The 17,903-nt window shown below is 68.7% G+C and carries 17 protein-coding genes; 11 read left to right on the top strand and 6 right to left on the bottom strand.

Features of this window, described 5'->3' with window-relative positions; translation table 11 throughout:
- Positions 1 to 56 precede the first annotated feature (56 nt).
- Both EV643_RS05885 and mmuM read left to right on the top strand, forming a co-directional pair.
- Positions 57 to 980 (top strand): FAD-dependent oxidoreductase, encoded by a 924-nt coding sequence (locus EV643_RS05885; RefSeq protein WP_133798928.1) that lies wholly within the window; start codon positions 57 to 59, stop codon positions 978 to 980.
- 13 nt (positions 981 to 993) lie between these two features.
- Entirely contained in the window at positions 994 to 1,875 is an 882-nt protein-coding gene (gene mmuM / locus EV643_RS05880) for a homocysteine S-methyltransferase (RefSeq protein WP_133798927.1), read from the top strand.
- On the opposite strand, the gene pdxR is transcribed toward mmuM, so the two are convergent.
- The 3 genes from pdxR to EV643_RS05865 form a co-directional block, all read right to left on the bottom strand.
- A complete protein-coding gene (pdxR, locus tag EV643_RS05875; protein WP_133798926.1) occupies positions 1,872 to 3,266 on the bottom strand; it encodes a MocR-like pyridoxine biosynthesis transcription factor PdxR in 1,395 nt (464 codons plus the stop codon). The genes mmuM and pdxR overlap by 4 nt on opposite strands.
- A 263-nt stretch (positions 3,267 to 3,529) precedes the next feature.
- Positions 3,530 to 3,868 (bottom strand): type II toxin-antitoxin system PemK/MazF family toxin, encoded by a 339-nt coding sequence (locus tag EV643_RS05870; RefSeq protein ID WP_238165421.1) that lies wholly within the window; start codon positions 3,866 to 3,868, stop codon positions 3,530 to 3,532.
- Complete coding sequence (locus EV643_RS05865; protein WP_133798924.1) at positions 3,865 to 4,092, bottom strand: hypothetical protein; 228 nt, start codon at positions 4,090 to 4,092, stop codon at positions 3,865 to 3,867. Before EV643_RS05865 ends, EV643_RS05870 begins: the two co-directional genes overlap by 4 nt.
- Before the next feature lie 258 nt (positions 4,093 to 4,350).
- Between EV643_RS05865 and EV643_RS05860 the strand changes: the two genes are divergently transcribed.
- Together EV643_RS05860 and EV643_RS05855 are read left to right on the top strand one after the other, a co-directional pair.
- Positions 4,351 to 4,818, top strand: coding sequence for a carboxymuconolactone decarboxylase family protein (locus EV643_RS05860; protein WP_133798923.1), 468 nt, complete (start codon positions 4,351 to 4,353; stop codon positions 4,816 to 4,818).
- Positions 4,815 to 5,507: an isocitrate lyase/PEP mutase family protein gene (locus EV643_RS05855; RefSeq protein ID WP_133798922.1), complete on the top strand. Its 693-nt coding sequence runs from the start codon at positions 4,815 to 4,817 to the stop codon at positions 5,505 to 5,507. Before EV643_RS05860 ends, EV643_RS05855 begins: the two co-directional genes overlap by 4 nt.
- Here EV643_RS05855 and EV643_RS05850 read toward each other — a convergent pair.
- Positions 5,487 to 7,427, bottom strand: a complete 1,941-nt coding sequence (locus EV643_RS05850) for a hypothetical protein (RefSeq protein WP_133798921.1) — start codon at positions 7,425 to 7,427, stop codon at positions 5,487 to 5,489. The genes EV643_RS05855 and EV643_RS05850 overlap by 21 nt on opposite strands.
- A gap of 90 nt (positions 7,428 to 7,517) precedes the next feature.
- On the opposite strand from EV643_RS05850, the gene EV643_RS05845 reads away from it, so the two are divergent.
- Positions 7,518 to 8,009 (top strand): pyridoxamine 5'-phosphate oxidase family protein, encoded by a 492-nt coding sequence (locus EV643_RS05845; protein WP_133798920.1) that lies wholly within the window; start codon positions 7,518 to 7,520, stop codon positions 8,007 to 8,009.
- Here the strand turns inward: EV643_RS05845 and EV643_RS05840 are convergent.
- On the bottom strand, positions 8,006 to 9,982 hold the full coding sequence (locus tag EV643_RS05840) for a protein meaA (protein ID WP_133798919.1): 1,977 nt from the start codon (positions 9,980 to 9,982) through the stop codon (positions 8,006 to 8,008). The two genes, EV643_RS05845 and EV643_RS05840, sit on opposite strands and share 4 nt — an antisense overlap.
- Positions 9,983 to 10,060: 78 nt before the next feature.
- Positions 10,061 to 10,381: an STAS domain-containing protein gene (locus tag EV643_RS05835; protein WP_133798918.1), complete on the bottom strand. Its 321-nt coding sequence runs from the start codon at positions 10,379 to 10,381 to the stop codon at positions 10,061 to 10,063.
- Between the two features lie 131 nt (positions 10,382 to 10,512).
- Here EV643_RS05835 and EV643_RS05830 point away from each other — a divergent pair, with 131 nt between their 5' ends.
- The 6 genes from EV643_RS05830 (at position 10,513) to EV643_RS05805 (ending at position 17,846) form a co-directional block, all read left to right on the top strand.
- The gene (locus tag EV643_RS05830) at positions 10,513 to 10,833 is read left to right on the top strand and encodes a hypothetical protein (RefSeq protein WP_133798917.1); all 321 of its coding nucleotides are present in this window, start codon (positions 10,513 to 10,515) and stop codon (positions 10,831 to 10,833) included.
- Positions 10,834 to 10,973: 140 nt separating this feature from the next.
- The gene (locus EV643_RS05825; RefSeq protein WP_133798916.1) at positions 10,974 to 11,627 is read left to right on the top strand and encodes an RNA polymerase sigma factor; all 654 of its coding nucleotides are present in this window, start codon (positions 10,974 to 10,976) and stop codon (positions 11,625 to 11,627) included.
- 2 nt (positions 11,628 to 11,629) lie between these two features.
- Entirely contained in the window at positions 11,630 to 12,823 is a 1,194-nt protein-coding gene (locus EV643_RS05820) for a CU044_5270 family protein (protein WP_133798915.1), read from the top strand.
- Positions 12,824 to 12,903: 80 nt separating this feature from the next.
- Positions 12,904 to 13,755, top strand: coding sequence for a S8 family serine peptidase (locus EV643_RS46385; RefSeq protein WP_133798914.1), 852 nt, complete (start codon positions 12,904 to 12,906; stop codon positions 13,753 to 13,755).
- Positions 13,755 to 15,761, top strand: coding sequence for a hypothetical protein (locus EV643_RS05810; RefSeq protein WP_133798913.1), 2,007 nt, complete (start codon positions 13,755 to 13,757; stop codon positions 15,759 to 15,761). Before EV643_RS46385 ends, EV643_RS05810 begins: the two co-directional genes overlap by 1 nt.
- A gap of 81 nt (positions 15,762 to 15,842) precedes the next feature.
- Positions 15,843 to 17,846: an RCC1 domain-containing protein gene (locus EV643_RS05805; RefSeq protein WP_133798912.1), complete on the top strand. Its 2,004-nt coding sequence runs from the start codon at positions 15,843 to 15,845 to the stop codon at positions 17,844 to 17,846.
- Positions 17,847 to 17,903 lie beyond the last annotated feature (57 nt).

Here is a 17,903-nt window from a genome sequence, read left to right as displayed (position 1 = left end):
CGGCAACCACCAGCCGCACGCTGGCGTGATGCGTCGATGCAGGTGACAATCTGTAGATGCGCGTGATCGTGGTGGGTGCCGGCGTGATCGGGCTGAGTTGCGCGGTGCGACTGGCCGAGGCGGGGTACGAGGTCGCCGTGTTCGCGCGGGATCTGCCGTTGGAGACCACGTCGGCGGTCGCTGCCGCGATCTGGTATCCGTACCTGTCGGCGCCCGAGGATCGGGTCGCGGCCTGGTCCCGGACGTCGTTCGACGAGTTCACCAAGCTGGCCGAGCACGAGCCGTCGGTGCGGATGCGGCACGGGCGGGAGTTCCTGGTGGAGCCGATGCCCGATCCGGCCTGGGCGAACGTGCTGGGCGATCTGAACCGGGTCGGGTCGCCGCCGGTCGGGTTCAAGGACGGCTGGTCGTTCACGGCGCCGGTGATCGAGATGCCGGCGTACCTGCGGTCGTTGGTGAAACGACTCGAGCAGGCTAGCGGCACGCTGACCCGGGCGGCGTTGTCGGGGCTGCCGACATCGGCTGATGTGGTGATCAACTGTACTGGGCTCGGTGCTCGGTTGACCGCCGGGGATCCGACGGTGACTCCGGTTCGCGGGCAGGTGATGACCGTCGAGCAGGTGGGGTTGACCGAGTGGCTGATCGCGGATCGCGGGCCGAAGGACCTCACCTATGTGATCCCTCGGGAGAAGGACGTCGTGGTCGGCGGGACGAGCGAACCCGACAGCTGGGACCTGACCGTGGATCCGTCGGTCGCCGAGCTGATCCTGGCCCGGGCGATCGAGCTGGTCCCCCAACTCCGCAAGGCGAAGGTGCTCAAGCATCGGGTGGGTCTGCGCCCGGCCCGCCCCCAGGTCCGCTGCGAACTGGTCCAGTCGGGCGGCCAGCGCGTAGTGCATTGCTACGGCCACGGCGGTTCCGGCGTCACCCTCTCCTGGGGCTGCGCCGACGAGGTCGTCGAGCTGGTGCGGCAGCAGTAGGTTTGAGCATGTGATGAGTCTTGAACGTCCCGTCGTCCTCGATGGCGGGATGTCGAACGCGCTGGAGGATCGCGGGCACGACCTGTCCGATGCGCTCTGGTCGGCGCGGCTGCTGAAGGACGCGCCGGATGAGATCGCCGCCGTGCACCGCGGGTACTACGAAGCTGGGGCGCAGGTCGCGACCACGGCGAGCTACCAGGCCAGCGTGGTCGGTTTCGAGCGGGCCGGGATCCCCCGCGTCGAGGCCGAGAAGTTGATCGCCGACAGCGTCTGCATCGCGAGGCAGGTGCGGGACGAGTTGGCGGCCGACGGGCGGGAGCGGTGGGTGGCGGCCTCCGTTGGTCCGTACGGCGCGATGCTGGCCGACGGGTCGGAGTACAGGGGGCGGTATGGCGTGGGCGCGGCGGCCTTGCGCGAGTTCCATCGGCCGAGGCTGGAGTTGCTCATTGAGGCGGGGCCCGACCTGCTCGCCGTCGAGACGATCCCGGATCTCGACGAGGCCGAGGTGCTGGTCGAGTTGCTGGACGAACTGGGCTTCCCGGCCTGGCTCTCGTATTCCATCGACGGGGCCAAGACGCGTGCGGGTCAGCCGCTTGAGGATGCGTTCGGTGTGGCGGCACGGAGTACGGCGGTCATGTCTGTCGGCGTCAACTGCTGCGCGCCGGGCGATGTACAGACTGCGGTCGAGGTCGCGGCGGCCGTGACCGGGAAGCCGGTGGTCGCCTATCCCAACAGCGGCGAGGAGTGGGACGCGGGCGGACGTCGGTGGACTGGTGGGGCGTCGGACAGCACGTCGCTCGCGCAGGGCTGGACGGCAGCCGGGGCCCGGTTTGTCGGCGGCTGTTGCCGAGTCGGCCCGGCCGACATCCAGGCTCTGGCCGCCGCAGTCAACTAGACCCCGAGGACCTGACAGAGCAGATCGAGAGCCCCGGTATAGGCGTGGTCGGGCGGCGTGCCATACCCGACGATCAGCGCCTGCCGACCAGACGGATCCGGCGCGAACCGATACCGATCGAGCGAAGTCACCGCCAGCCCCTGACGAGCGGCGCGCTCGACCATGTCCGCCGCATCACCCGGTACGTCGAGCAGCACGTGCAGGCCGGCCGAGATCCCCGCCACCCGGACACCGGGAGCGCGAACGGCCAGCAACTCGACCAGGCGATCCCGACGGCTCCGGTAGTGCAGCCGACACCTCCGGACATGCCGGTCATAGTGGCCAGAGGCAATGAATTCCGCCAGCACCAACTGGTCCAGCGTTGCCGTCTGCAGATCGGCTGTCCGTTTCGCAGCGAGGACAGGTTCCATCAGCCACGGCGGCAGCACCATCCACGCCAGCCTCAACCCCGGGGCGAGGCTCTTGCTCGCTGTGCCGGTGTAGACGACGCGTTCGGGGTCCAACGCCTGAAGCGCCCCCACCGGCTGCCGGTCGTACCGGAACTCACCGTCGTAGTCGTCCTCGATCAGCAACGCACCGTTCGACCGAGCCCAGTCGATCGCCCGCGTCCGGCGATCGGGAGCCAGCGGCACTCCGATCGGCATCTGGTGCGCAGGAGTCAGCAGCGCGGCCTGACCGGACAACTCCTCCGTCCGGGCGCCCAGCCCGTCGACCGCCACCGGCACCGGCTTCAGCCCGCGAGCCCGGACCACGTCCCAGTGCAGGTTGTACCCGAACTCCTCGACCGAAATCACCTCGGCACCCTGCGACCGCAGTACCTCGCTCACCAGGCTCAACGCCTGCACATATCCCGAGCAGATGAGGATCCGGTCGGGATCAGCCCGTACGCCGCGAGCCCGGGCGAGGTAGTCGGCCAGTACCCGGCGGAGTTCGATCCGGCCGCGCGGATCGCCGTACCCGAAGGCGTCGTTCGGTGCCGACGGCAACGCCTTCCGGGCCGCGGCCAGCCACTCGCTCCGCGGGAAAGTCGCCACGTCCGGCGACCCCGGCGTCAGGTCGTACCGGGCCTTCTTTGCCTCAGGCAAGGAAACCGGTGATGCCGAAGAAGGCCCGGACGGGCGCGCGGCGACCTCGGTACCGGATCCCTGCCGGGCCGTCAGCCAGCCCTCGGCGACGAGTTGCCCGTAGGCGTCGGCGACCGTGTTGCGCGCGATCCCGAGATCCTTGGCCAGCGACCGCGACGACGGCAGCCGGGTGCCGGGCGTCAGCCGTCCGGTCCGAATCGATTCGTGCAGCGCCCGGACCAGCTCGTTGCGGCCGCGCCTCGCCGCCAGGTCCAGATGCAGATCCGCGCCGGCGGCCGGCGCCGAGGTTGCCCGTGGATCTTCCATGAAAGTGGACCTTATGCCCACGCTCACGAGGCAAATCGACAACCCGGCCGATCTGCCCCGTCCATCCTGGAAGACTTCGCCGTCGAGCAGGATGGTGGGCGTGCCGCGCACCCCGGCGTCAGATGCCGATCGGGTGGCGCCATCGACCCAGGCCGCGGGCCGATACTCGACGTACGCCTCGCCCTCGTTGGCCAATCGCGCGAGGTTGCGAGGACCCCGCGCTCGAACCTGTCCGAGACTGTCAGCGGTCGAAGGTCAGGAGCCTACAGATCCAGCATGCGACGGAGCGCGAACTTGACTGTCTGCACATCCTCGGACACTAGCTGATCGGGGTGCGGCTTCTTCAGTCGCTGGGTACTGATGGACTTGATCTGATCCGTCATCGCGTACCCGGTCGTCTCCCCGAGCTGGACCGCCGGGTGGAAGGGCAGGCCTCGGTTCCGGGTGGTCATCGGCACGACGATCGCGAGCCCGTTGGGCAGACCGCAGGCAAGCGACGATCCGACCACGATGGCCGGTCGCCGACCTGCCTGCTCTCTGCCTAGCTGGGGATTGAAGTCAACCCACCAGACCTGCCACGGGGCGACCCGGGGCGGGGTCACCACTCGGCAATCTCCGTGTCCACACCTTCCAGACCCTCAGCCTCAGCGCGGTACTCGCTGAGCGCTTCGGGATCGGCCGACAAACGAGCGATCGCCGCCGCGGATGCGTGCTCGAACAGCACGATCCTCAGTGCCTCGTCCAGGCTGATCCCGCCAAACTCGTCCTCAGCGACGCGGGCCAGCTCGTCCCGCGTCGGGACCGATACCCGCATCGTCGTATGCATGCCTCCGAGTATAGCTCAAATATATGCGCAGTAAATGCGCCGTATTTGCTCGGCCCGAGGAGGTTAGACCCCCTGCGGGCAGGCATTGGCCGTCACGGGAGATCGGCTTGGATGCCGACTGTGTCGTGGGACTCGTGTCGCCGACCCCTGAGCTCGTCATCGAGGTCGGCGGTTTGTCGCACGTCGTGAAATTGGCCCCTGAGTCCTCCATAGAACTGGACCATGCACCTGGGCCGATCCGGCCATAGCGTAGTCGACATGACCACTACGAAGCTTCGCCGAGTCAAGCTCGCCACCCATGCCCCCGACTTCTACAAGGCGATGATCGCGCTGGACGCCGTGTCCGCCACCGGCCTGGACCCGAAGCTCGCCCACCTGGTCCGGATCCGCGCCTCCCAGCTGAACGGCTGCGCCTACTGCCTCGACATGCACACCCTCGACGCCGTGTACGAAGGCGACTCCGCGCAGCGGGTGAACCTGGTCGCCACCTGGCGCGAGGCCGGCAAGTTCTTCTCCGAGCAGGAGCGGGCCGCGCTGGCGCTGACCGAGGCGATCACCCTGATCAGCATCGACCACGTCCCGGACGACGTGTACGAGCTCGCCGCCGGGGCTTTCGACGAGAAGGACCTGGCCCAGTTGATCGGCCTCATCATCACCATCAACGCCTGGACCCGGATCGGCGTCACCGGCCGGATGGAACCGGGCCACTACGACCCGAGCCGATGACTGCCGCAGCCTTCCGGGCGCTGCACCACGGCCCTCAACCGCTGATCATCCCGAACGCCTGGGATCCGGTCAGCGCCCGGGTCATCGCCGACGCCGGTTTCCCCGCGATCGCCACCAGCAGCGGTGCGGTCGCGCGGGTGATCGGGTACGACGACGGACAGCTGACCCCGCCTGCCGAGATGTTCGCCGCGGTCCACCGGATCGCGGCGGCGGTCGGCGTACCGGTGACCGCGGACCTGGAAGCGGGCTACGACCTGCCGGCCAAGGAGTTCGTCGACCGCCTGCTCGAAACCGGCGCGGTCGGCTGCAACCTCGAGGACTCGCTCAATGACCAACTGCAAGACCCCGCACGCCAGGCCGACTACCTGAGCGAGGTCCGCGCGGCCGCAGGAGCGGATCTGGTGATCAACGCCCGCGTCGACACGTTCCTCTTCGGCGGCACCATCGAAGACGCCGTCACCCGGGGCCGTGAGTACCGCCGAGCCGGCGCCGACTGCATCTACCCGATCTTCGCGCCGACAAGTTCACTACCGGACCTCGCAACGGCGATCGGCGGCCCGATCAACGCCCACGCCAAGCCCGACGGCCCCACCCCAGCCGACCTGATCGCGGCCGGCGCCACCCGAATCACCTACGGCACCAGCCTGCACAACGCCCTGATGCAGGTACTACGCGAGCTCCTGCCCTAACCGCAGGGCGTAGACGAGGGCCCAGTCCTGGTCGTTGGCGAGGGGGTCGGCGACGTGGGCTCGGCGGCCGTTGACGCAGCTGGGGTAGACGAAGGCGCAGGTCGCGGAGCCGTCGGGGTGGAAGTTGACCAGGTTGGCGCGGAGGATCGCGTCGCCTGCCGAACGCAGCCAGGCGGCCTCCGCGGCCGGTACGAGATCGTCCGGAAAGGTCAGGTAGACGGCGGCGCTCAGGACGGACCAGTAGTGCGGGAACACGTCGCCCCACATCCGGAGCAGGCCGAACCAGTAGCCGTCCCAGTGCCGGATCGGGATGTGCCGCAGTCGTACGTCTGGTTGGTCCGCGGCGAAGGCGGTCAACCAGGGCAGCCGCCGGATGAGCTCCGCGGGGTCGATCGAGTCCGGCGCCACCCGACGGGCCGCGAGGAGGAGTTCGAGCAGCGGAGCGACCATGGACTGCTCGTAGTTCACCTCGTGCGGCGGCAGGTCGTCGCCGTAGTCGAGGAAGGCCCGGGCATGTCCGGCCAGGTGATCCCGCATCCGTGCGGCCCTGGCCGGATCACCCGGCAACGCGGCCAACTCCTCCAGCAACGGACCGAGGTCGAACGCGAGGAAGTGGCTGCCGCCGAGTTCGTAGTACCGGTCGATGATCCGTACGGCGCCCGCGACGTCGCCCTGGCCGAGCAGGAACCGGGCGAACCACGGGAAGTTGTAAAGGCGTACCCGGCCGCGCCGCTGGCTGTCGTCGGCAACCGTGCCGTCGGCAGCGATCAGGTGCTCGGTCAAGAACTCCTGGTACCCGACGAGCGCCTCGTCCAGCTCGGCCCGGTCGCCCCAGCCGTGATCCCGTGTTGCCTGGAGCAACAACGCCGTACCGATCCGCTCCCGTGCGTCCGACCAGTCCTGCCACGCGGCAGACAACACGGTCAGCCCGGTCTCGGTGTCGTACGGCAGGAAGGAGAACCGCCGGCTGTCACCGAGCTCGACTGGCCGCTGGTGATCCAGTACGAACCGCACGCGCCGCTCGACGATCTCCTGCAGCGGCTGGTGGAACAGCACACTGATCCGCGACGTCCTCGTGCCGTCGCTCGCCTCGACGTACTGAACTCCGGGTGTCGCAGCGGACACACTCGACGGACCGCTCGCCTCCGGAGCCAACTCGAGTGCGATCGACTCCCCCACCTCGGCCGCCAACTCCGTGGCCTCCAGCAACGGCTGCCAGCTCGCCCGGAAGTCCGCGAGACTGTCGTACCAACCCAGCTGCCAGGTCCAGCGGTACGACTGTCCCGGCTCGAGCACGATCAGCGGCTGTCCGCCCATCGCATGCGGAGCGCGAGCCTGGTCGGTGACGTGCAGGTAGAGGTGCCCTCGAACGTTGCTGCCGGTGCCGCCGTCGCGCGACTCCACCGAGTACGCCCACAGTTCGCCCTCGGTCAGTCGCAACCCGAGCCCCGGCCCACTGCCGTCCATCGGAACGGCCCAGGACCACGCATCGGCACCTCCAGTCCAGACGTGAGCGTGCACGGCACCGTTCAGGCTCTCACGGCTCGAACTGTAGAGGTCGCGCCACGGTGTGCTGATCGCCAGCGACCCGACCTCGATCGCCGAGGCCGACGTGTTGCGCAGCTCGTACGTCTCGGTCCACTGCTCCCCGAACCGGCGGCCGACCCGCAACTCCAGCTCACCGAACTGGTACAGCAGATCGATCCCGGTCTGCCGCCACCGGGTGAACGCCGGAGCGTCGAACCGATGGCTGCCCCGCGACGTGATGACGAATCCCTTGCCCCAGTAGTGCCGTGGGTCGTGCAGCCCGCCGTCCTCGAGCAGCATCGAGAGCCCGCGCGCCGGATGCACCACCGCCGCCACCGAACCGTCATCCGTCAACTCGACCTTGCCGCCCCCGAAGGCGAACCTCTCGCGCATGTTCTCAACTTAGCGAATCATGATGTCGAGAAACCGGCGCCGGCCTCGTCCCCGTGGTGAGAGCACCTCTTAGAGACAAGGATCAGGAACATGACCAAGGAAGAGATCGCCGAAGTACTGGCCAAGCCGTACTCCCAGGACCTGCTCACCGGCGGCATCCCGGCCCGGTTCGCCTACGTCGGCCTGGACGGCGACCCGCGGGTGATCCCCATCGCCTTCCTCTGGGACGGCGAGCACATCGTCGTCTGCACGGTGCCGGCCTCGGCCAAGGTCTCCGCGCTGCGCAAGCACCCGCGGGCCTCGATCACCATCGACACGGAGTCCTATCCGCCGAAGGTGCTGCTGATCCGCGGCAGTGTCGAGCTGGAAATTGTCGACGGCATCCCGGACGAGTACGTCGAGGCGTCCTTCAAGCTCGTGCCGGCGGATCAGCAGGAGGCGTGGAAGGCCGGCGTGACGGCGCTCTACGACCAGATGTGCCGGATCACGATCACCCCGGACTGGGTGAAGCTGCTCGACTTCGAAACCACCATCCCGAAGGCCGTCGAGGACATCATCACGGCCAAGCAGGCCGGCGGTTAGAGGTTGTTGGCGGCTCGGATGACGTCGACGACGTCGGACATCATGCCGGTGAGGTCGTAGTCCTTGGGGGTGTAGACCGCCGCTACGCCGGCCGAGCGGAGGGCGCGGGCGTCGGCGTCGGGGACGATGCCACCGACGACGACCGGTACGTCGTGCAGGCCGGCCTCGCGGAGTCCGTCGACCACCTGCGGGACGAGCTCCATGTGCGAACCGGACAGGATGGACAGACCAACGCAGTGCACGTCTTCGGCGACGGCCGCGGCAACGATCTGCTCGGGGGTCAGCCGGATCCCCTGGTAGATCACCTCGAACCCGACGTCGCGGGCCCGGACGGCGACCTGCTCGGCCCCGTTCGAGTGTCCGTCCAGTCCGGGTTTGCCGACCAGGAACCGCAGCCGGCCACCCAGTTCCTCGGACGTCGTGGCCACCTTCGCCCGGACGGCCGCGATCTCCTCGCCCCCGCCGGAGATCCCGACCGAGCCGGAGACCCCTGTGGGTGCGCGGTATTCGCCGAACATCTCCCGCAGTACGCCGGCCCACTCGCCGGTGGTGACGCCGGCCCGGACGCAGGTGAGCGTCGGCTGCATCAGGTTGTCTGTTCCCTTCGCGGCCTCGCGCAGGCCGGCCAGCGCGTCCTCGACGGCCTTCTCGTCGCGAGTCGCCCGCCACTCCCGTAGGGACTTCAGCGCGGCCGCCTCGGCAGCCGGGTCGACCGTCTGGATCGCCGTGTCGAGGTCGGCGGTCAGCGGCGACGGCTCGGTGTTCTCGAACTTGTTCACGCCGACGACGATGTGCTCGCCCGACTCGATCCGCTGCCGCAGCTCGGCGTGCGACGCGACCAGGGCCTGCTTGAGATATCCGCTCTCCACCGCTTCGACGGCGCCGCCCATCGCCTGGACCCGGTCGATCTCGTCGCGCGCGCCCTCGACGAGTTCGTTCACCTTCGCCTCGATCACGTGCGAGCCGTCGAAGATGTCGTCGTACTCGAGCAGGTCGGACTCGTACGCGAGCACCTGTTGCATCCGCAGCGACCACTGCTGGTCCCACGGCCGTGGCAGGCCGAGCGCCTCGTTCCACGCCGGCAACTGGACCGCCCGGGCCCGCGCGTTCTTCGACAGGGTGACGCCAAGCATCTCCAGCACGATCCGCTGCACGTTGTTCTCGGGCTGCGCCTCGGTCAGACCGAGTGAGTTCACCTGGACTCCGTACCGCAGGCGGCGCGCCTTGGCGTCGGTCACGCCGTACCGGTTGAGGGTGATGTCGTCCCAGAGCCGGACGAACGCCCGCATCTTGCAGGTCTCCTCGATGAACCGGACACCGGCGTTGACGAAGAACGAGATCCGCTGCACCACGTCCACGAACCGCTCCGGCGGGACCTGGCCGGCATCGCGGACCCGGTCCAGTACGGCGATCGCGGTCGACAACGCGAACGCCAGCTCCTGCACCGGCGTCGCCCCGGCCTCCTGCAGGTGATAGCTGCAGATGTTGATCGGGTTCCACTTGGGCACCGTGGAGACCGTGTACGCGATCAGGTCGGTCGCCAGCCGCAGCGACGCGTCCGGCGGAAACGCGTAGGTGCCGCGGGACAGGTACTCCTTGACGATGTCGTTCTGCGTCGTCCCGGTCAGCTCGTCCGGCATCGCGCCCTGTTCCTGCGCGGCGACCTGGTAGAGCCCGAGCAACCACATCGCGGTCGCGTTGATCGTCATCGACGTGTTCATCCGGGCGAGCGGGATCTGGTCGAACAGCGCCCGTACGTCACCCAGATGCGCGATCGGCACCCCGACCTTGCCGACCTCACCCTTCGCCAGCGGGTGGTCGGCGTCGTACCCGGTCTGGGTGGGCAGGTCGAACGCGACCGACAGCCCGGTCTGCCCCTTCTCCAGGTTGCGCCGGAACAGCGCGTTCGATTCAGCCGCCGACGAGTGGCCGGCGTACGTCCGCATCACCCAGGGTCGGTCCTTCTCGGTCATGTACCCGAGAGTAGGACTCCGTGCACTTGTGAGTCCCCAGCTCGTGACCGGTGTCACCAGCGGTATGGGTCACAGCGGTCAGGCTGAGATCGGCAGCGGGGTGCGTTCTACGTGGAGGATTCGGTGGAGGCGGGTGACCGCGAGGATGCGGACTACTGAGGGCACGGGGTGTCGTAGGACCAGTTGGCGGCCGAGGAGCTGAGTGCGGCGGTGGGTGGCGACCAGCAGGCCCAGGCCGGTGGCGTCCACGGCGTCGACGGCTTCAAGGTCGACGACTATGTCGCCGTCGGAGTTGTCGATCAGGTCGGTCAGCAGTTGGCGGACGTCGCCGACCGAGCGAACGTCCAGCAGGCCGGCCAGGTGGATCACGTTTTCTTCGTTGTGGGTCGGTGCGAGCATGTCCGTGCCCTCCGCTCTTCCGGCGGCCCCCGAGATCGGCCGCACTTGCAGCGTGTGTTCGTAAAGACTCCCTGGCGACCCGGAAGGTTGCCAAGACGTCGCGACCTTTCTCTTCGCGAGACAATGCTGTAGTGCTACGTGACCAGTATTTCCTGTTCCCGGTCGTGGCGCTCGCATTCCTCGGCGCGGTGATTCTTCTGCTGCGCTGGGCGTTCTCCTCCGGCACCGGGTCCCTCGTGCGCCGTGTTGATCGAAGACCGGCCGCCAAGGACAAGTTCGGACTACTGGTCCACGTCCGCACGCTCACCTCGTACGCCGACGCCCGGCGTACCGTCGATCGGCTCGGCGAGCGGGAGATCCGCGCGACCGCGGCCCGCACCACCGACGGCTGGTCGGTCTACGTCTGGCCCACCGACGAGCCCGCCGCCCGCGAGATTCTCGAAGACTCCTGACCCGAACCTGTCCGCCGTGTCCTCCGGGGACGGCCGGCGCGCGTCATGACCGCGGGGGTTCGCCGGGGTACGAGAAGGGGTCTGGGGACATCGGACAAGAACAGAGTGAGCCGAACGGCACCGAATCTGTGAGGAGTTCGATGACGCCCGATCTCGCCTTGGCGACCGTCGCGTTGCCCGGCCGCCCGGTGGTCGCGCGACCGGCCGACGCCCAGCCGGACGAGACCGCGCTGAACGAGGATGGTCGCGTTCTCGAGTCGTCGGTGCGGGAGCCGGACCGGTTCACCATCATTTTCGACAAGTACTTCGCCCAGGTGCACTCGTACGTCGCGCGCCGGCTGGGTACCGATCTCGCCGACGATCTGTCGGCGGAGACGTTCCTGATCGCGTTCCGGCAGCGGGAGCGGTTCGACCGCCGGAGCGGGGCGGTCCGGGCGTGGTTGTACGGGATCGCCACCAATCTGATCCGCCGGCACCGCCGGGACGAGGTACGGGCGTGGAAGGCGACTGCGAGACTGCCCCGGCCGCTGCCGACCGGCGGTCATGAGGAACGGGTCGAGGCGCAGGTCGCCGCCGAGGGCGCGAGCCGTCAACTGGCGGAGGCGCTGACCAAGGTGTCGGCCAAGGACCGCGAGGTGCTGATGCTGGTCGCACTCGGCGAGCTGACCTACGAAGAGGTCGCGGCCGCCCTGGGGATCGCGTACGGGACGGTGTGCTCACGCCTGTCCCGCGCTCGCCGGGTCGTTCGCGAAAGCCTCGGCCACACCGACCCGACCCGCCCCGAGGAGATCTGACGATGGACGACTTCGACCGGATCAGATCCGCCTTCCCGGAGCAGCCCGCCCCAACTCCCGAGACAACCGCCAACGCCCGCCGCAAGCTCCAAGCGCTGACCCGCGAGGCCGCCGGAGCAGGTCGCCGGAGCCGCCGGCACACCATCATCCGCGCCGCACGGCGCACGCGGGCGGGTGCCGGGGCGCGTTGGTACGCCGCGGCGCGGTCGGGGCGGGTGGGTATCGCGTTGACCACCGCGACGGCGGGGGTTGCCCTGGTTGCGATGGGCGCTCCCCTGCTCCTCGCCCCCGACTCCGGGCCGGATGCGGCTCCGGTGCCGAGCACGATCACACCGACGCCGCGGCTGATGACGGCCAGCCAGGTACTGCTGGATCTCGCGATCAAACAGGAGGTCGACGAGCGGGTCTCCGGCCGGTACTTCCGGGTCCGGACCCTGCAGCTCCGGTCGATCGAGGTCGGCAAGACGGGAGCGAAGTACAAGCTCGAGCAGCGCAGGATCGCGGAGAGCTGGATGCCGATGCGGCCGCAGGTGCAGTCCTGGTTCGGCTGGGTCGACCTCGGATCGCGGCCGGCCACGTCCGCCGACCAGGCCGAGTGGAGGGCGCAGGGGTCACCCCGGTCCTGGCAGCTCAGCTACGAGAAAGATCCGGTGACGATGACGCCGGGCCGGCCGGTGGTCAACGAGATGTCGTTCGACGAGGTGCCGCCGGGGTACTTCCTGAGCGGTGACAAACCCGTGTCGGCCCAGCAGATCCAGGCGCTGCCGACCGATCCGGCGAAGTTGCGGGCCGTGTTGTCGGCGGGCGCGCAGCCTGGGGCGACCCAGGACGAGATCGACTATCTGACCTTCTACGCGGCGGGGCGGCTGCTGTTCGAGATGCCGTCCCCGCCGAAGCTGCGCGGCGCCGCGCTCCGGGTGATGTCCGAACTCCCGGGCGCCGTACTGCGGGAGAACGTGCGGGACCCGATCGGCCGGACCGGTACCGAGATCACCTATACGTGGACGCCGCCGAAATCCCAGCCGATCGCGCGCCCGACCATTGCTGACGGTCTCGGCACTCGCTTCATCGTCGACACGACCTCCGGCCGGCTGCTCAGCTCAGAGGCGATCGGCATGAGGAAGGGCGCCAGCGTCGTCCTCGAATCCGGCTGGACCGACGAGTCCCCCACCCCACCTTCACCCACCATCCGCTGACAGACCCACCTCGATCCCGGTGACTACCGCGTCGCCGTGCTGTCCCCTGCCCAGAAACACATCCAGGAGAGGTCATCCCTTTGTCCCGTTTCCGCCCCCGATGGCTCGCCGCAGCCGTCGCAGCCGCCTTGGTGGCCGTCGCCGCCTGGGCCGTCCCCGCGGCCGGCGATCAGGTCACCAGCAACCAGCCGGCCGGCTCCCCGACCACCACCGCCGCTTTCCAGACCACCGCCCTCCAGCCCGCTGACCTCAAGCCGTTGACGATCACCCTGATCACCGGCGACAAGGTCACGCTGCGCCGCTCCCCCGGCGGCACGGCCAGCACCGAGGTCCGCCCGGGCCCCGGACGGGCCGGCATGATGTTCCACAAATTTGCCCTCGGCAACCAGCAGTCGGTGCTCCCGTTCGACGCCATCCCACTCGTCACGGCAGGCATCGTCGACGCCCGTCTGTTCGACGTCGCCCTGCTCGCCGACCTGGGCCTCGACGACGCCTCCGCACCACAGCTTCCCCTCCTCGTCCAGTACGCCGGCCAACCGCGCGCCGTACGGCAAGCTCTCCCGGCCGGCACCGAGGTCAACCGCGAACTCCCGATCGTCGACGCCGTCGCCCTCGGTGCCGCGAGCAACGGCCGGTACCGCGGTGTCGCCCCCGAGGCGGACCTGATGATCGGCAAGATCTGTTCCCGCCGTAACTGCGAACTCTCCGCCATCATCGCCGGGATGGAGTGGGCCGCGAACGAAGGCGCCCGGGTGGTCAACCTGAGCGTCGGAGGCGGCCCCTCGGACGGCACCGACATCGTCGCCAAGGCCGTCAACGAGCTGACCGAGACCACCGGCAGGTTGTTCGTCGCCGCGGCCGGCAACTTCGGCTCCGAGTCGAGCGTCGGCAGCACCCGACCTGGCGCGCACCGGAACTCAAGTCGGCCCTGATGAGCTCCGCCCGCGATCTGAACGGTATCGGCGTCTTCGCCCAGGGCGCCGGCCGCGTCGACCTGACCCGCGCGATCAAGCAGACCGTGACGGCATCACCGAGCGCTCTCAACCTCGGACTGCAGTCCTACCCGCACGATGACGACAAGCCCGTCACCCAGCCGGTCACATATCGCAACGACGGCGCCACTCCAGTCCGCTTGATGCTCGCCCTGCGCGGCGGCAAGGACACGGCACAGGTGTTCACGCTGAGCCGTTCAGTCGTCGACATCCCCGCCCACGGCACCGCCACGATCGACGTCACCGCAGACACCTCCAAGCCCGTTGCCGACGGCGCGTACGCCGGCTGGCTCGTTGCTACTGGCAACGGCATGGAGACCCGCACGACCGTCGGCGTCGGCAAGGAGATCCCGAGCTACGGGCGCAAGGTCACCGTCCTCGACCGCGATGGCAAGCCGGTGACCAACGACGAGAACCAGTTCGCCGCGGTCTTCCTGCTCGACGTCGACCACCAGCAGGCGTACATGGCCGAGGCCGGCGAAACCCTCAAGCTGCCGCGCGGCCGCTACGTGATGGACGGGCTGTACGGCAAGGTCAACCCGGGCGGCTTCGGCTACGGCGACGCCACCTACTTCGGCGAACCGGATCTCGTGATCGACGGCGAAGGCGAGCTCGTCCTCGACGCCCGGACCGCGCACAAGATCGCAGTACAGGCGCCCGTACCAGGAGCCGATCCGGCCTCGGGCGCCGTCGGCTTCACCCGGCCGATCGGCGACGAGACCTTCGTCGGCGGGATCGCGATCACCAACTCGTTCCAGCCGGGCTTCTCCCCCGACCTGTACGTCGCGCAGAACAAGACCGGTACGGCGAAGAACTTCACCGGGTTCGCCCATCTCGCCTGGGCCGAGATCCCGCCGGACCAGTCGCCCGACAACGGCTTCTACCTGGACAGTCCGTATCTCTACCACGACGTCGTCGCCTGGCCCGGCCGCTTCCCCGCGAACCCGGAACTGAAGACGAAGAAGTACGCGCACCTCGACGCGTCGTACGCGGGTGAGCCGGGGACCAGGGCCAACAACTACGGCTTCCCCACGCTGCCCCGAAAGGACAAGGGCGGGCACGTGGTCGGGTTGTTCCTGTTCACGCCGGCGGTGGAGATGAACCTGCCGTTCCGCCGGCAGGAGTACTACTCGGCCGACGGGATCAACTGGGGCTTCGAGACCGACGTGTTCAAGCTGCTCCCCGAGAACGAGGTCGAGTACACCTCGATCGTCGACTCGCAGCACGTCGCCTACCCGGCCGGACGGACGACGCCGATCCGCTGGCAGCAGGGCGTTTTCGGGCCGAGCCTCGCGGATAACCGGGCCGGTCTGCCCGGGAAGAACCCGGTGCCGTGGGTGTTCCGTGACGGCGACAGCTTGACTGTGGTGGCGCTCATGCACGCGGATGGCGGTGCGGGCCGGTATGGCGACTCGCTGACGGATTCCGAGCGGACCACCTTGGCTCGCGACGGCGTGGAACTCGCGGCGTCCGACGCGTTCAAGCAGCAGACGTTCGCGTTGCCCGCGGATGAGGCGAAGTACACGTTGACCAAGGAGGTCAAGCGATCGCCCAAGCGGTTCAGGTTGTCGACGGAGATCACGTCGGAGTGGACGTTCCGCTCCGCGCGGACCCCCGATGGGGAGTCGTCCGCGTTGCCGTTGATGACCGTGCGGTATGCGCCTGTGCTCGATGAACGGAACAGGGCCGCGGCCGGGCGGTTCGCCGTACCGGTGACTGTCGAGCACCAATACGGCGCTGATGTGGCTCGCGTGGTCTCGTTGGAGATCGAGGCTTCGCTGGACGAGAAGACGTGGCAGCGGCTGCCGGTACGGCGTACGGGGTCGGGGTGGACGGCAACAATCGACCAACCCGGCAGCGGATTCGTGTCACTGCGAGCTCGAGCGAAGGACGCGGCGGGCAACGAGGTGAAGCAGACGATCCTGCGCGCGTACGAGCTGAAGTAACGCTCTGTTGTGCCTGTGCCCTGGACGGACCTACGGGGCACAGGTACAAAGGGCTGCTAAGGGGTGGGGGGAGAGCACAGTATGAAGCGGTGGGGGATTCTTGCTGTCGGGGGTCTGATCGCGGTTCTGTTGCAGCCGGTCGAGGCGGTGGCGGCGGAGCCTGGCGCGGGGTGGTCCTGGGGAGGGAACGACTCCGGCCAACTGGGTACCGGTACGACTACAGGCCGCACGACGGCCGCGGCGATCACCGGGTTGACCGACATCGTCGAACTGGAGGCGGGGCGTCAGCACACCATCGCGCTCCGCTCCGACGGGACCGTTTGGACCTGGGGATTCAACGAGATGGGCCAGTTGGGTGACGGTACGGTCACCAACCGCTTGTCGCCGATCCAGGTCGCCGGGCTCAGCGGAGTCGTCGACATCGCAGCCGGGCACTACCACAGCCTGGCCCTGATGTCGGACGGAACGATGCGGGCCTGGGGCTACGGATCCTTCGGGCAACTCGGCAACGGCGCGACGACGAGCGCGCAACGTACTCCGGTCGTGGTCAGCCCGCTGACCGATGTCGTCTCGATCGCGGGCGGCCGGGACATGAGCTACGCGGTCCGCTCGGACGGCACCGCATGGGGTTGGGGCCTGAACACGACGGGCCAGGTCGGCGACGGCACCACCACCCAGCGAACCCGGCCGGTCCGGGTCGGCAACCTGACCGGCATCACCACGATCGCCGGCGGCCGCGACCACGGGCTCGCCGTACGCTCCGACGGGACTGTCTGGTCCTGGGGCGACAACACCCAAGGCCAGGTCGGCGACGGAACGCTGACGAACCGGCTCAGCCCGGTCCAGGTCAGCGGCCTCACCGGCGTCGCCTCGGTGGCCGCGGGCGCGTACCACTCCCTTGCACGACTCGATACCGGCGCGGTCCGCTCCTGGGGGCAGAACTCCAGCGGCCAACTCGGTGACGGTACGACGACCCGTAGAACGCTGCCGGTCGCCGTACCGGGCGTGACCGGGGCCACCGCGATCGCGGCCGGACGCCAGCACAGCCTGGCCGTGGTCGCGAACGGCGCCGTCCGGGCCTGGGGCTGGAACACGACTGGGGCACTCGGTGACGGCACAACCACCAACCGCACCAGCCCCGTCACGGTCATCGGGCTGACCGGAGCCGCGGAGGTCTCGGCCGGCCGCGACCACAGCCTCGCAGTCGTCCCGGACGTCGTCACCGAACCGGACCTCACGCCGCCGAGCACACCCGGCACGCCGACCGGGCAGAGCAACTCCAGTTCGACCATCACGCTGAACTGGGCAGCCTCGTCGGACAACGTCAGCACGGTATTGCGTTATCAGGTCTTCGAAGACTCCGACACGAACCAGGTCGCCGAGGTGACCAGTTCGTCGACAACCTCGGTGAGCTACACCCGGAGTGGCCTCGCAGCCGGATCGACCCACACGTACTGGGTTCGGGCGGTCGATGCCTCGGGCAACTCCAGTCCGTTGGCCGGGCCGTCTTCGCCGATCACCGTGCAGGAGGCGTCGTCGGCGATCTTCGAGTCCGACTTCAGCAACGGCTTCACCGGCTGGACGACCAACACCGGGCTGACCCTGGACTCCACCCAGGGCTCACCGACCGCACCGAGCGCCCGAGGCAACCCGTCGGCCGCTCGCGCCTATGCGGCCCGGAATCTCGGCGCCACCTATCCGAATCTGTGCCACAGTCAGCAGATCCGGGTCGCGTCGCTCGGCGCGAGCATCGACCTGTTCAGGTTGCGCACGGCCGCCGACGGCGGCGTAGTACGGGTCTATGTCGCGACCAACCGGGTCCTGTGGGTCCGCTCGGACGCGACCGGCACCCAACGCTCCTCCGGCGCGACCGTGGCGCTCAACACCTGGCACACGATCGAGCTCTGCGGAACCGTCGGCGCCACCACAACCTGGACCCTCTACCTCGACGGCGTCCAACGCGGCACTCCCTGGCAGACCAACACCGGCACCACCCCGATCGGCCGCATCCAAATCGGCGACACGGCAGCCAAAACCTGGACCATCAACTTCGACACCATCCGCACCGACCAGTCCCCCAACTAAGGCCCTTGCGTCCGAAGAACCGAGCGCTGTAGGCCACAGTTCTTCGGACGCAACGGC

The organism is Kribbella caucasensis, from assembly GCF_004361855.1.
Classification (GTDB): Bacteria; Actinomycetota; Actinomycetes; order Propionibacteriales; family Kribbellaceae; genus Kribbella; species Kribbella caucasensis.
This window is presented reverse-complemented; position numbering and strand designations above follow the sequence as displayed.